This window comes from Micromonospora coxensis, assembly GCF_900090295.1.
GTDB lineage: Bacteria > Actinomycetota > Actinomycetes > Mycobacteriales > Micromonosporaceae > Micromonospora > Micromonospora coxensis.
Genome location: NZ_LT607753.1, coordinates 1,232,254 through 1,246,826, shown reverse-complemented (window position 1 = coordinate 1,246,826; position 14,573 = coordinate 1,232,254). Strand labels below are relative to the sequence as shown.

The 14,573-nt window shown below is 73.4% G+C and carries 10 protein-coding genes; 5 read left to right on the top strand and 5 right to left on the bottom strand.

The window, feature by feature from the left end:
• Nucleotides 1-310: 310 nt before the first annotated feature.
• On the top strand, nt 311-1,696 hold the full coding sequence (locus GA0070614_RS05540; RefSeq protein ID WP_231933543.1) for an aminotransferase family protein: 1,386 nt from the start codon (nt 311-313) through the stop codon (nt 1,694-1,696).
• A gap of 230 nt (nt 1,697-1,926) precedes the next feature.
• Nucleotides 1,927-2,481 (top strand): TIGR03086 family metal-binding protein, encoded by a 555-nt coding sequence (locus tag GA0070614_RS05535; protein WP_088974941.1) that lies wholly within the window; start codon nt 1,927-1,929, stop codon nt 2,479-2,481.
• Nucleotides 2,482-2,544: 63 nt separating this feature from the next.
• Here GA0070614_RS05535 and GA0070614_RS05530 read toward each other — a convergent pair whose 3' ends face one another.
• Nucleotides 2,545-3,765: a cytochrome P450 family protein gene (locus tag GA0070614_RS05530; protein WP_088974940.1), complete on the bottom strand. Its 1,221-nt coding sequence runs from the start codon at nt 3,763-3,765 to the stop codon at nt 2,545-2,547.
• A gap of 77 nt (nt 3,766-3,842) precedes the next feature.
• On the bottom strand, nt 3,843-5,090 hold the full coding sequence (locus GA0070614_RS05525) for a cytochrome P450 (RefSeq protein ID WP_088974939.1): 1,248 nt from the start codon (nt 5,088-5,090) through the stop codon (nt 3,843-3,845).
• A gap of 362 nt (nt 5,091-5,452) precedes the next feature.
• Between GA0070614_RS05525 and GA0070614_RS05520 the strand changes: the two genes are divergently transcribed.
• Nucleotides 5,453-6,634 carry an acyltransferase family protein gene (locus GA0070614_RS05520; RefSeq protein ID WP_088974938.1) on the top strand — a complete coding sequence of 394 codons (1,182 nt, stop codon included), beginning with the start codon at nt 5,453-5,455 and terminating at the stop codon, nt 6,632-6,634.
• 197 nt (nt 6,635-6,831) lie between these two features.
• On the opposite strand, the gene GA0070614_RS05515 is transcribed toward GA0070614_RS05520, so the two are convergent.
• From GA0070614_RS05515 to GA0070614_RS05505, 3 genes are all read right to left on the bottom strand, one after another.
• Nucleotides 6,832-9,015, bottom strand: a complete 2,184-nt coding sequence (locus GA0070614_RS05515) for a molybdopterin oxidoreductase family protein (protein WP_088974937.1) — start codon at nt 9,013-9,015, stop codon at nt 6,832-6,834.
• 180 nt (nt 9,016-9,195) lie between these two features.
• A complete protein-coding gene (locus tag GA0070614_RS05510; RefSeq protein ID WP_088974936.1) occupies nt 9,196-10,311 on the bottom strand; it encodes an abortive infection protein in 1,116 nt (371 codons plus the stop codon).
• A 34-nt stretch (nt 10,312-10,345) separates the two neighbouring features.
• Nucleotides 10,346-11,563 carry a cytochrome P450 gene (locus GA0070614_RS05505; protein ID WP_231933542.1) on the bottom strand — a complete coding sequence of 406 codons (1,218 nt, stop codon included), beginning with the start codon at nt 11,561-11,563 and terminating at the stop codon, nt 10,346-10,348.
• 354 nt (nt 11,564-11,917) lie between these two features.
• Between GA0070614_RS05505 and GA0070614_RS05500 the strand changes: the two genes are divergently transcribed.
• On the top strand, nt 11,918-13,327 hold the full coding sequence (locus tag GA0070614_RS05500; protein WP_088974935.1) for a nucleotide disphospho-sugar-binding domain-containing protein: 1,410 nt from the start codon (nt 11,918-11,920) through the stop codon (nt 13,325-13,327).
• Between the two features lie 183 nt (nt 13,328-13,510).
• The gene (locus GA0070614_RS05495; RefSeq protein WP_088974934.1) at nt 13,511-14,533 is read left to right on the top strand and encodes an alcohol dehydrogenase catalytic domain-containing protein; all 1,023 of its coding nucleotides are present in this window, start codon (nt 13,511-13,513) and stop codon (nt 14,531-14,533) included.
• The last annotated feature ends 40 nt before the right edge of the window (nt 14,534-14,573 follow it).

The window sequence follows — 14,573 nt, the reverse complement described above, 5'->3', positions numbered from 1 at the left end:
GAAGTGACGTGGCGCCGGAGCGGTGCGTGATCAGGGCTGCGCACGCCGGAAGATGTTCCCGCGGCGGCCGGCTGCCATTGTTTCGGGGAATCCACCAGCAGGGGCGCAGGTACGCCCGGCCGTCCACGCCCCGGCCGGCGGGTGGGGCGGTGGAGTGGACCGTCGCCCATGCGGCCGTCGTCACCGGCGACGACGCCGGCGGCGCGGATCGCCACGGTGTCGTCCGCCGTGACGGGCCACCGCACCGGTGTCCCCGGGCCGCACCACGTACCGGCAAGCCCGCATCGTCTGCACACGAGGGAGTGGTCACGTGACGATTTCTACGACCAGGGCCGGGCGCGCCGTGTCCGGCGCCGAACTGGGGGAGTTGGACAAGCGCTACGTCCTGCACTCGCACCAGCGCGACCAGCGGCCGTTCCGCCGGATGATCGTCCGGGGCGTCGGCTCCACGGTGTGGGACGCCGAGGGGCGCGAACTGCTCGACATGCTCGGCGGCGGCATCTGGGTCGCCCAGGTCGGCCACGGCCGTCGCGAGCTGGCCGAGGCCGCCGCCGCGCAGATCACCGAACTGGCCCACTTCACCAGCTTCTTCGAGTTCGGCAACGACAAGTCGGCGCTGCTGGCCCAGCGGCTGGCCGACCTCGCCCCGGGCGACGTCAACCGGGTCTTCTACACCTCCGGCGGGTCCGAGGGCGTGGACACCGCGATCAAGCTGGCCCGGCTGTTCCACCACCGGCGCGGGCAGACCGAGCGGAACTGGATCATCGCCCGGCACTTCGGGTACCACGGCGCCACCCTCGGCGGCGGCACCGCGACCGGCATCCCGGACATGCAGGTCGGCGTCGGGCCGAACCTGCCGCACGTGGAGAAGGTCACCCCGCCGTACCCGTACCACAGCGAGATGTACGGCGGCGAGGACCCGACCGACTTCCTGCTGCGGGAGCTGGAGGCGACGATCGAGCGGCTCGGGCCGGAGAACGTCGCGGCGATGATCGGTGAGCCGATCCTCGGTGGCGGCGGCGTCATCGCCCCGCCCGCCGACTACTGGCCCCGGGTGCGGGAACTGCTCACCGGCTACGGCATCCTGCTGATCGCCGACGAGGTGATCACCGCGTTCGGCCGTACCGGCGCCTGGTTCGACTCCGCCGAGCGCGGCATGGACCCGGACATCATCGTCACCGCCAAGGGCCTCACCAGCGGCTACCTGCCGCTCGGCGCGGTGCTGATGCGGGACCGGGTGGCCGACGTCATGGCCGCCGGGCAGGCCAGCTTCTTCCACGGCCACACCTACTCCGGTCACCCCACGGCCTGCGCGGTGGCACTGGCCAACCTGGACCTGCTGGAGAACGAGGGGCTGCTGAAGCGGTCCCTGGAGATCGGCGACTGGCTGCGCGCGGGCCTGGCCCCCGCCGCGGCGCTGCCGGCCGTCGGCGAGGTCCGGGTCGAGGGCGCGACCGTCGGCATCGAGCTGGTCGCCAACCCCGAGACGCGCGAGCCGGTCGCGCCGGACCTCGCCCTCGCGGTCGCCGACGAGCTCTACGAGAACCACCGGATCATCACCCGCAACTACGGCCCGACGCTGGTGCTCTCTCCGCCGCTGGTCCTCGACGACCAGCAGGCCAAGCGGGCGTCCTCGGCGATCGTGGACGTGCTGTCCCGGCTGGACGTCAAGGCCGGCAAGATCAACCCCAGCTGACCGGCCCCGATCCCCGGTGCCCGGCAGCGGCTGTCCCCGCCGCTGCCGGGCACCGGCGTGTGCGCGGTCCCGCCTTCGGGCGTCGGCGTGTGCGTGGTCCCGCCTCCGGGCACCGGCGTGTGCGGGGTCCCGCGACTGCCGGGCACCGGGAGTGCGCGGGCGGTCGGCCGCGGCCGACCGCCCGGCGTGTGCGCGGCGTCGGGCCGCCCGACGCGCCCTATAGTGCCGGCATGGACGAGGTCGCGGACCGGTACCTGCGCCGCTCGGACGTCTTCGCCCGCACCGTCGCCTCGGTGCCGGAGGACGGGTGGGACGGCCCCACGCCCTGTGGGGACTGGACCGTGCGGGACCTGGTCGCCCACGTCGCCGAGATGAACACCGTCCACCTCGGACGGGCCGGGGCGCCGCGGCGCGCCGTGCCGCCGGTGGCCGAGGACCCGCTCGGGGCGTGGCGGGCCATCCGGGAGCAGGTCCTCGCCGCGCTCGCCGACCCCGCCGTCGCCGGCGCGCGGGTCGGCGGACGGCTCGGTGACTGGACGTACGCCGAGGTCATCGACCGGGCCATCGGCATGGAGCTGGTGGTGCACCACTGGGACCTGGCCCGCGCCCTCGGCCGGCGGGCCCGGATCGACCCGACGGACATCGACCACCTCTGGCGCACCGTCGAGCTGGTCGGCGAGGAGGAGGTCCGGTTCGGCTTCGGCCCGGCGGTGCCGCCGCCCGCCGACGCGGACGGGCAGGCCCGCCTCCTGGCCCACCTGGGCCGACACGACGACGGCCGCTGACCCGGTTCACCGGGCCGGCGGCCGCCGGATCCGCCCCGGCCCGCCGTGGCGGGCCGGACCGGCTCAGGGTCGTGCGGTGAAGGTGACCGGCAGCCGCTCCAGCCGGTGCAGGACGAAGCTGGCCTTCCAGGTCAGCTCGTCGGCCGGTACGGCCAGCGCGAGGCCCTCCAACCGGCGCAGCACCGTCTCGAACGCCACCTCGCCCTCCAGCTTGGCCAGCGGCGCCCCGAGGCAGAAGTGGATGCCGTGGCTGAAGCTGAGGATCTGCCCCTTGTTCTCCCGGCGCAGGTCGAGCCGGCCCGGGTCGTCGAAGACCGCGGGATCGTGGTTCGCCGCCGCGGCGGCGATGACCACGTGCTCGCCGGGACGGATCTCGAAGCCGCCGATCTCCAGCGCCTCCCGGGCGAAGTGGTAGGTCACGCAGGAGACGGGGCTGTCGTAGCGCAGCAGCTCGTCGACGGCGTTCGGCATCAGCGCCGGCTCGGCCCGCAGCAGGGCGATGGCGTCGGGGTGGCGCAGCAGCGCCAGCAGCCCGTTGGCGACCAGGTTGACGGTGGTCTCGAAGCCCGCGCTGAGCAGCAGCAGCGCGTTGGAGCGCAGCTCCAGGTCGCTGAGCCGGTCGCCCTGCTCCTGGGCGGCGATCATGGCCGAGATCAGGTCGTCGCGGGGATCCTTGCGGCGCAGCTCGACCAGATCGGTCAGGTACCGGTCGAACCAGGTGCCGGCGGCGATGATCGAGTCGAAGCTGGCCGAGGCGTTGATCCCGGTCAGCGTCTCGGCGTGCTGCTCGAACTCGTCCCGGTCCTCGAACGGCACGCCCAGCATCTCGCTGATCACCGCGATCGGCAGCGGCAACGCCAGGTCCCGGACCAGGTCCGCCCGCCCCTGCGCGATCACCGCGTCGAGCAGCCGGTCGGTGATCTCCTGGATGCGCGGCTTCATCTGCTCCACCCGGCGCCGGGTGAACGCCTTGGACACCAGCCGCCGCAGCCGCGCGTGGTCCGGCGGGTCGGCGAAGAGCATGTGCCGGGAGAGCGGGTAGTCGTCGCTGGCCAACGGGTGGTACTTGTGCAGCTCCGGGTCGGCTGCCTCGACGCTGCGGACCAGCCTCGGGTCGGACAGCGCCTCCCGCGCCTCGCGGTTGCCGGTGACCAGGACGGACGGCATCCCGTCCGGCAGGGTCACCCGGTGGACCGGGCGCCGCTCGCCCAGCTGGGTGAGCAGCGCCAACGGGTTGGCGAACACCTCGGTGCTCAGCGCGACCGCGCCGTCTACGTTGTGCATCGGACTCCTCGGGGGCTACGGCGGGGTGGGCAGCTCGCCGGACAAGGCGTCCGGCGGGCCGGTCGGGGCGGCACGGATCACCAGACGACGGGCAGGCAGGCCAGGCGCTGCACGTCCCCGCTCTGGTAGGTGGGGATGTGCGCGGCCGGCACCGCGAGCTGGAGCCCGGGCAGTCGCCGCACCAGGGCGCGGAAGGCGATGTCCAGCTCCAGCCGGGCCAGGTTGTGCCCCAGGCAGTGGTGGATGCCGTAGCTGAAGGCGAGGTGGTTCGACGGCGGCCGGGTGATGTCCAGGGTGTCCGGGTGGCTGGTCACGCTCGGGTCGAGGTTGGCCCCGGCGAAGCTGACCAGGATGCCGTCACCGGCGCGGATCACGTGCCCGCCGATCTCGATGTCCTCGGTGGCCACCCGGGCGAGCTGCTCCACCAGCGAGATGTAGCGCAGCATCTCCTCGACCGCGCCGGGCACCAGATCGGGGTCGGCCACCAGGCGCTGGTACTGCTCCGGGTGCTCCAGCAGGGCGAGGGTGCCCAGCCCGATGATGCTCGACGTGGTGATGGTGCCGGCCACCAGGATCGCCATCGCGAAGGAGACCAGCTCCTTGGGGGTCAGGGTGCCCTTGGCGACCTGGCCGGCGATCAGGTCGTCGATCAGACCGGTGGCCGGCTGCGCCTGCCGCGCCTCGACCAGGTCGGTCAGGTACGCGGTCAGCTTCTCCATCGCCTCGTCGGCCCGCTCCGGCTCGAACAGGTCCCGGGCCAGCGGCTCGAAGATGGCCCGGTCGGCGTACGGCACGCCGAGGTAGGCGCAGACCACCCGGGTCGGCACCGGGGTGGAGAAGGTGGACACCAGGTCACCCGGCGCGCCCTCGTCGACCAGCGCGTCCAGGCACTCCTCGACGATGCGCTCGATCTCCGGGCGCAGCACCGCCACCCGGCGTACGGTGAACCGCGGCACCAGCATCTGCCGCTGCCGGGTGTGCTCGGGCGGGTCCACCCCGAACAGGGCGCCGGCGAAGCCGCCCTCCTCCTCCTTGGCCATCTCCCGGGTGGCCCGCATCCGGGTGTGCCGCTCGTCCATCACCGGGTAGTTGGGGAAGTCCGAGCGGTTGGAGACCCGCCGGTCGGCGAGCAGGGCGCGGGCCTCGGTCGGTCCGGTGATGAACCAGGCGACCTTGCCGTCGTAGAGCCGCACCTTCGAAATGGGCCCGGGCTCACGCAGCCGGGCGGTCTCCGGCGACGGGTGGTACGGGCACTCGCGGGGAATCGGATAGCTGGGCAGTTCCGACGAGCCCGGCTCCGATGTGGTCTTCGTTGGCACGGCCATGGCCACCCCTCGAACGTCAAAGCGGAACCGTCGTCCCGCGTTCGGCGCGCTCCGCCTCTGCACGGCCGACCGGTGACCGGCGTCCACAGCGACGCCCGTCGCGGTCGCGCCACGGCCCGGCGGCGCTGCTGACACGACGCGTCCACGGTCGCTTCACCGGGTTGGCCTGCGCATCCTCCCGATTGCGATGGGCCGTGCGGGGATCCGGCCGGACCGGTTCGCGGGCCGCAACCGGGCGCGCGGAAATCCGCAATTCGAGAGAACTGACGGGGGATCCACGTTGCTAGATTGCCGGCAACGCAAATGGCAATCGCATCAGCCGTGCACACAGCCCCTGGCGCCTGGAAAGGACGGCCGCGAATATGACAGCGATAGACGGGGCGGCGACACAGGCCAAGGAGTCCGTTCCGACGAGACTTCCCTCCCTGACCGCACTACGCATCATCGCCGCGAGTCTGGTATTCATCGGACACGGGCTCATCTTCCCGCTCTTCCGCAACGACGACGTCAACGAGGTGTACGGCATCCTCGCCCACAACACCGGATCCGTCGGCGTCGCCTTCTTCTTCGTGCTCAGCGGTTTCGTCCTCACCTGGTCGGCCCGCTCGGCCGACAGCACCGGGGCGTTCTACCGCCGGCGCTTCTTCAAGATCTTCCCCAACCACGTGGTGGTCTACCTCGGGGTGCTGGCCCTGATGCTGATCGCCGGCCTGCCGGTGATGCTCGGGCCGACGCTGGCCAGCCTCCCGCTCGTCCAGGGCTTCCTGCCGGACCCGAACTACCACCTCTTCGCCGTCAACGGCGTCACCTGGTCGCTCTCGGTCGAGCTGCTGTTCTACGCGCTCTTCCCGGTGCTGCTGCCGCTGGTGAACCGGATCCGGCCGCAGCGGCTCTGGCTCACCGCCGGGCTGTTCACCGCCGGCGCCATGCTGCTGCCGGTGATCGCCCGGGCGGCGCTGCCGGACGCGCCGCTGAGCCCGATGTCGACGACGCTGAGCTGGACCGAGCAGTGGTTCGTCTACTTCTTCCCGCCGGCGCGGCTGTTCGAGTTCCTGGTCGGCATGGTGATGGCCCGGATCCTGCTCTCCGGGCGCTGGATCGGGCTGCGCACCATGCTGCCGGCGCTGCTGCTGGTGGTGGTCTACGTGGCGACCGTGCCGCTGAGCCTGATGGACGGCTACCAGTCGGTGCTGCTCGTCCCGATGGCGCTGCTGATCACCGCCGCCGCCGCGAGCGACGTGGCCGGCCGCCCCTCGCTGCTGAACAACCGGCCGATGGTCTGGCTCGGTGAGATCTCCTACGCCTTCTTCCTGGTCCACGTGCACGTGCTCTTCCTGCTGCACGCGGCGGTCAACGGGCAGCTCGGCGTACGGGCGGCGTACCAGCCGTACCAGTTCGACACCTTCACCGGCATCGCCTTCCTGGTCGGGGTCTACCTGGTCTGCATCCTCGTCTCCTGGGCGCTCTACGCCCTGGTGGAACGGCCCGCGATGCGGCTCTGGGCGTACCCCCGGCGGGAGCAGGCGCCGGCCGTGCCCCGCTGACCTGCCGCCGGCCCCGGGCCGGCCGGCGGAGGATCCCCGGTGGGTGGCAGCGTCGCCGTCCCGCCGGGGATCCGGGCTGTCCGGGGCCGGCGCCGCCCCGGCCGAGCGAGGGCCGACCGGCGCGCCCCCGGACACCACCGTCCACACGCCACGGCGCCCCCGCCCGACCCGGGCGGGGGCGCCGGTTGGCGCTGTGGTCAGTCCGCCGGCGCCGGCGCCGGGGCGACCGTCACCGGGACCCCGCTGAACACCGCGTTGCCGGAGAGCACGTCCACGACCGTCTCGTCGGTGAGGGCGTTGGCGTTGACCCCCGGGTCCCGGGCGGCCAGCCGCTGCCCGGTACGGCGGTGACCCCAGCCGTGCGGCAGGCTCACCACACCGGCCATGACCGTGTCGTTCGGCTCCACCGGGACGACCACCTCGCCGGCGGCGGACCGGACGACGGCGTGCCCGTCGAGCCCGAGCCGGGCCACGTCGGCCGGGTTGACGTGCAGCGTGCACCGGTTGCTGCCGCCCACCAGCGTCGGCGTGTTGTGCAGCCAGCTGTTGTTCGACCGGAGCTGACGGCGGCCGACGAGCAGGAACTCCGGCTGCGGCCCGGCGAAGCGCGCCCGTAGCCGGGCCACGTCCGCGGTCAGCTGCGGCGGGGCCAGCTCGACGCGTCCCGAGGCGGTGCGCAGCAGCTCCGGCAGGCGCGGCTCCAGCGGCCCCAGGTCGATGCCGTGCGGATTGGCCCGCAGCTTCTCCAGCGACAGGTCGTACGGGCCGAGCCGCAGCATCGCGTCGAGCATCAGCTCCGGCCCGCTGTCGCCGGTCAGCTCGGCGCGCAGCGCCGCCACGTCCGCCCCGGCCAGCGGCGAGCCCGGGATCGACGTGCCGCCCCGTAGCACCGCGTCGAGGATCGCCTCGTCGGCCAGCGACGGGTCGGCGTCGGCGCCCTGACCCGAGATGATCAGCAGCAGCCGGGCCATGATCTCGGCCTCGGACGGCTGGCCCGGCGCCAGCGGCAGGATCTGCGGGGAGAACCGCGTGTAGTTGCGGACCGTCACGATCAGCAGCAGGAAGTCGTAGTGCGGCATCTGCAGGATCCGCGGCGGGGGCAGGATGACGTCCGCGTGCCGGGTCGTCTCGTTGAGGTACGGGTCGACGGCGACCATGAAGTCCAGGCCGGGCAGCGCCCGGTCCAGCCGGGGCCCGTTCGGCGCGGAGAGCACCAGGTTGCCGGCGAGGCAGACGAACGCCCGGACCTGCCCCTCGCCCGGGGTCTCGATCTCGTCGGCGAGGGTCGCCACCGGAATCTCCCCGAGCACCTCCGGCAGCTTGCGGACCCGGCTGTGCCAGCGTCCCGTCGCGAACGGCTGCCCGGTGCGGAAGATCTCCAGCGCGGCGGTGCGGGTGAACATCACCCCGCCCGGGCGGTCGAAGTTGCCGGTGAGGATGTTCACCACGTCGACCAGCCACTGGGCCAGGGTGCCGAACTCCACGGTGGAGGTGCCGACCCGGGTGTAGACGGCGGCGGTCGGCGCGGCGGCCAGCTCGCGGGCCAGTCGCCGTACGTCCTCGGCGGCGATGCCGCAGACCGGCGCCACCGCCTCCGGGCTGAACTCCTCGGCCAGCTCGCGCAGCTCGTCGAGGCCCTCCACCTCCAGGTCGACCCGGGTCAGCTTCTCGGCGAAGAGGGTGTGCACCATCCCGAACAACAGGAACGCGTCGGTGCCGGGGCGTACCGGCAGGTGCTCGTCGGCGAACGCCGCGGTGCGCGTGCGTCGCGGGTCGACCACGACCACCCGGCCGCCCCGCTCCCGCAGCGCCCGCAGCCGGCCGGCGAAGTCCGGCGCGGCGCAGAGCGAGCCGTGCGACTCCAACGGGTTCGCCCCGATGATCAGCAGGTGGTCGGTGCGGTCCACGTCGGGCACCGCGATGGCGAACGGGTCACCGAACATGTACCCGGTCGAGACGTGCTTGGGGATCTGGTCGATGGTGCTGGCGGAGAAGACGTTGCGGCTGCCGAGCGCCTGGGTCAGCGGCTCGCGGTACATGAAGCCCGCCATGGTGTGGTACGTCGGGTTGCCGAAGTAGACGGCGAGCGCCTCCCGGCCGTGCTCGGCGACCACCCGGCTCAGGCCCTCGTCGACCCGGCGGAACGCCTCCTGCCAGCTCACCTCCCGCCACTGGTCGCCGTCGCGCACCATCGGCGCGCGCAGCCGGTCCGGGTCCTCGTCGAGGCGGCCGAGGCTGGCCCCCTTCGGGCAGACGTACCCGCCGCTGAACGGGTCGTCCGGGTCGCCCCGGACGGAGGTGACGTGGTCGGCCTCGTCGAGGGTGAGCCGCAGGCCGCAGACGGCGTCGCAGATGGGGCAGGTCCGGTGCGCGGTTCTCATGGTGCTCCTGAGGGATCGGGCCCGGCTGCCGACGGCGGTACGCGGGACGGGCCGGTGGCCCCTCCCGCGCGTCGGCCGGGGAACCCCCGAGGGTCCCCCGGCCGTGGTGCCGGACGCCGACGCGGCGGGCTGCGGTGACGGTGGTGCCGGGCCGGACGGTGAGCCGTCCGGCCCGGACGCTCAGCGGCGGGCCGCCTGGAAGCCGAGGTGCGCGTAGTGGTCGGCGATGGCGTGGAACGACTCCTTGGGCTCGACCCGGTAGGTCGAGGCCGGGTCGGCGAAGTCGTCCCGGATCGTCTTGACGATCGCCATGCTCGCGGTGTCCAGGTCGAGACGGGGGTCGGGGGAGTGGGGGTGGGTCGGGTGGATGAACTCCGAGACCCACACCCCGTTCACCCCGGCCTGCTCGAACAGCTCGAACATCCGCAGGTGGTACGCCGCCTGCCGGCCCTCGTCGCGGACCACGCCGTCGAACACCAGCGGCGTGTCGCCGGCCCGGTCCACGACGTCCCAGAAGAAGAACGCCTTTTCCTCCGCGCCCTGGTAGGTGGCGGTGCCGAACTCGGCGACCTGGATGGGCAGGTTCCAGCCGCGGTAGCCGTCGAGCACCGCCCGGTGCTGCTCCGGCGTGTGGTACGTCGGCAGGTACTGCCACATCAGCGCGATCCGGTCGAACAGCGACCAGTCGACCTGCTCGAACGGCGCGGCCGAGTAGCTGACCGGGCCGGTGAACATCTGCCGGGCCACCCCGTTGGCCTGGGCCAGGAACTCGTTGAGCCGGGGCGCCGCCTCGGCGAAGTCGATCCGGCCGGTCGGCTTGAGCAGGTGGTGGTCCGCGTCGGCGTACGCGTTGGCCATCCGCTCGTGGTACTGGTCGCCGTCGGCGATGCCGGGGGTGAACAGCAGGTGCACCGCGCCGACCGTCAGGTCGATGCGGGCGTCCTGCCGGCGCAGCGACTCGGCGAGCCGGGCCGCCTCGGCCAGGTGGTCCAGCACCTCGCCCTGCGGCCGGTCCGCCAGCCGGGGCTGCAACCGCACGTGCAGGTCCCGCTCGACGGCGGCCTCCGCGGTCTCCCGCAGCCGCTCCAGGTCACTGCCGTAGACGGTGATCGAGTTGCAGTTGAGCTGGTCGCTGATCAGGCTCAGCTCCTCCAGCATCTGTCGCCTGCTCCACGCCGTGCGGGAGAGGTCGCCCTGACCGGTGGCGAAGTTCGTACCGGTGTCGTAGGCGACGCCGCGGTACTCCAGGACCTCGCCGGTCGCGCCGCCGGCCTGATCGGTGCGGGGCTGTGCCATGCTGCTCCTTCTCCTCGTAGCCGTACGGGGCCGGTCACCACACCACGGGCAGCTCGTAGAGCCGTTGCAGGGTGCCGTCGTTGTTGTTGCTGGGCAGCTTGTCGAGGTCGGCCGCCGGGCGCAGGTTCGGCATCCGCTCGACGAGCGTCCGGAAGGCGATCTCCAGCTCCAGCCGGGCCAGGTTGTCGCCCGGGCAGCGGTGGATGCCGTGACTGAACGAGAAGCTGGGCTTGGCCGGGCGGCGGATGTCGAAGGTGTCCGGCTCCGCCACGTGCGCCGGGTCGAAGTTGACCCCGGCACAGCTGATCAGGATCCCCTCGCCGCTGCGGATGACGTTGCCGTCGCCCAGGTCGATGTCCTCGACGGCGACCCGGGCGAACGCCTCGACCAGCGAGACGTAGCGCAGGATCTCCTCGACGGCGGCGGGCACGATGTCCGGGTCCGCCCGGAGCGCCTCCCACTGCTCGGGGTTGTCCAGCAGCGCCATCGTGCCCAGCGAGATCACGTTGGTCGTGGTGTCGGTGCCGGCCACCAGCATCGCCATGGCGATGTGCACCAGCTCCGAGCGGGTCAGCTCCCCGGTGTGCAGGTGGTTGGCGATCAGGTCGTCGAGCAGGCCGACGGCCCCGGCGCCCGGGTCGTTCTCCTTCTTCTGGATCAGCCGGTCGAGGTACTCGCCCAGCTCGGCGGTGGCCTCCTCGGCCAGCTCCGGCACGAAGAGCTTGTGCGCGGGGGTCTCGAAGTCCTCGTGCTCGTCGTACGGCACGCCGAGCACGGTGCTCATCACCATCGACGGCACCGGCTGGGCGAACATGCTCACCAGGTCCGCCGGCGCGCCGTGGCGCATCATGTCGTCCAGCTTCGTATCGACGATGCGCTGGACGTCGTCGCGCAGCAGCGCGGTGCGCCGCAGCGTGAAGCTCGGCATGATCATGGAGCGCTGCTTGGTGTGCTCCGGCGGGTCGACCCCGAACAGCACGTCGGCGTAGCCGCTGTCGACGACCTTCTCGAACTCCTCGTTCAGCAACGGGTAGTTGCCGTGGTACGGGCGGATCGACACCCGGCGGTAGTCGGAGAGCACGGCACGGGCCTGTGCCGCGCCGGTGACCAGCCAGGCGGTCCGTCCGTTGTAGAGCTTCACCTTGGTCATCGGGCTGTCCGCCCGCAGGCCGACGTGTCGGGCCGACGGCCGGTACGGGCATTCCCGTGGGATCGGGAAGGCCGGCGGGTCGGCGGCTTCGGGCATCGCCATGGGTCACCCCTCACTCACCACGGGTCGCCACGCGCGTGATGGCACACACGCCGCCCGCAGGATCCGATGTCGTCCGGCGCTCATCGTCCAACCGGCCACCCGGGGGCGGCATCTTCCTGATTGCCCACCGCCGAGCGGCCGACCCCGCCGACCGGCCGGCCCGGTGGGGCCTGCGCATGGCAGGAGAAGCCGCCGCGGCGCGGGGTCGGCATCCTGATCTCCAGGCCGGCACGGCGACACGCCGTGCCGGCACGACCCGTCGTCCGCGCCCGCCCCGCCGGCGACCCGCCGGGGGTGTCGCGCGCCCGGACGCCGGGGGACCGGTGCCACCCCGTGTGCCCAAGGAGGACCACTGTGCGTGTGCTGATCACCGTCTATCCCGCCGTGGCGCATCTGTACCCCGTGGTGCCGTACGCCTGGGCGTTGCAGACCGCCGGGCACGAGGTCCGCGTCGCGTCGCACGCCGGCTTCGCCGACACCATCGCCAGCACCGGCCTGGTCCCGGTCGCGTTGGGCGACGCCGGGTCGCCGGAGCCGCGGCTGCGCGAGGACGCCCGGCAGCCGCCGGCCCCGGAGCAGGTCAACGCGTACGTGCGGGCCATGGGCCTGAGCCCGGAGGAGGCCGAGCACTGGATCGCCTTCTACCAGTGGAACCTCAACCCCGCCTCGGACTACGTGCGCGCCGACCTGCCCGACGCCCCGGCGCTGGTCGAGTTCGCCCGCGCCTGGCGCCCGGACCTGGTCCTGTGGGACCTGGTCTTCCCGGCCGGGGCGGTGGCGGCGCGGGCCGCCGGCGCGGCGCACGGCCGGCTGCTCGGCAGCAACCTCGACTACTTCGCCTACAGCCAGGAGCGGCTGGCCGCGCACCGGCAGGCGGTACGCGCCGCCGGCCTCGCCGACGACCCGCTCGGCGACCTGGTCCGTCCACTGGCCGACCGGTACGGGGTGACCGTCGACGACGAGCTCCTGCTCGGACAGTTCACCGTCGACCCGCTGCCCAAGGGGCTCAGCCTGCCCACCGCCACGGTGAAGGTGCCGGTGCGCAAGGTCCCCTACACCGGCGCGTCGGTCTTCCCGCGCTGGCTGCACTCCCGCCCGCAGGGCCGGCCCCGCATCGCGCTGTCGCTGGGCGAGTCGACCCGCCGCTACGTGGCCGGCGACTGGGGTCGTACCCCGAAGCTGCTCGCCGCCCTGGCCGGCCTCGACGTCGAGGTGGTCGCCACGCTCAGCCCGCTGCAACTGGCCGCCGTGGACACGCTGCCGGACAACGTGCGGGCGATCGAGTGGGTGCCGCTGACCCAGCTGCTGCCCACCTGCGACGCCCTCGTGCACCACGGCGGCATGGGCACCTTCAGCTCCGCCGTCGCCGCGGGCATCCCGCAGCTGGTCTGCGACACCGACGACTCGCTGCTGTTCCGTCCGGCGACGGCCGCGCCGGCCGAGGCCGACAGCGGCACCTACCGGGCCGGCCGGGAGTTCGGGGTCCGGGACGAGGAGGTGGCCGAGGAGGCGGCCGGTTGGCTGCACCCGGAGAAGAACCTGCTGGCCACCCCCTGCGCCTCCTACGTCACCGAACAGGGCGCCGGGGTCCGGCTCGACCACCAGAAGCAGAGCGTCGAGGAGATCCGGGAGCAGATCCGGCGGGTGCTCACCGAGCCGGCCTTCCGGGAGGGGGCGAGCGCGCTGCGCGACACCTGGCAGGCGATGCCCAGCCCCAACGAGATCGTCCCGACGCTGGAGTCGCTGGCCGCCCGCCGGTCCTGACCGGCCCGGCGGCGCGGCCACCGGCCGTGCGGCAATCGCGAGGATGTCCCGCCGGTCGGGGCAGGGCGAGCATGCAGGGGCGGCGCGGGCGGAACGGCTTCCGTCGGCGCCGCCCGTCCCGGGCGTCGTGGCGTCCGGGCGGTTCCTCCTTTCGGGTCGTGCACAGGACGGTGGTGGTCGGTGATGAGAGCGGCGGTCGTGCCGGGAGTCGACGTGGCGTGGGAGCTGCGCGAGGTGGCGACGCCCTCGCCGGGTCCCGGTGAGGTGCTCGTACGGGTGCGGGCCTGCGGGGTCTGCGTCAACGACGTGCTGGCCACCCGGGGGATGCTGCCCTTCCCGGCGGTCGATCCGGCCGTCACCGGGCACGAGCCGGTCGGCGAGGTGGTCGAGGTGGGCGCCGGGGTGACCAGCCGGCGGCCCGGTGACCGGGTCGGGGTGACCTGGGTGCGCGCCGGCTGCGGCCGGTGCGACTACTGCCTGCGCGGCCTGCCGGTGACCGGCCAGACGGCGCTGAACTGCCCCGCGCCGACGACCACCGGGTTCACCGCGCCGGGCGGGCACGCCGAGTACCTGGTGGCCGCCGCCGAGTCGACCGTGCTGCTGCCCGACGGGCTCGCCTGGGAGCTGGCCGCCCCGGTGATGTGCGCCGGCTACACCGCCTGGTCGGCGCTGCGCGCGGCGGAGCCCCGTCCGCACGACCGGGTGGCCGTGATCGGCATCGGCGGCCTCGGCCACCTGGCCGTGCAGTACGCCAAGGCGTGCGGGCACGAGACCGTCGCCATCACCGGCTCGGCGGACAAGCACGAGGCGGCCCGCCGGCTCGGCGCCGACCTGGTGGTCGCCGACGGGGAGCAGCTGCGCGCCGCCGGCGGCGCCGACGTGGTCATCCTCACCGCGCCGTCGCACCGGGCGGCCGCGGCCTGCCTGGCCGGCCTGCGCGTGCAGGGCCGGATGGTGCTCGCCGGCATCGACGGCGTCGAGCCGTTCACCATCCCGCCGGCCATGACCTACCCGTTCTTCTCCCAGGGCCAGCGGATCACCGGCGCCACCCACGGCGGCCCCCACCTGTTGCGCGAGGCGCTGGAGCTGGTCGCCGCGGGCCGGGTCACCCCGTGGGTGGAGACCTTCCCGGCGACCCGGGTCGCCGAGGCCGTCGACCGCGTCGCCAAGGGCGAGGTGCGGTTCCGGGCCGTCGTCGAGTACTGAGCGCCGGCGGCCGTCCGCCGACCCCTCTCCGCCGTGTCGC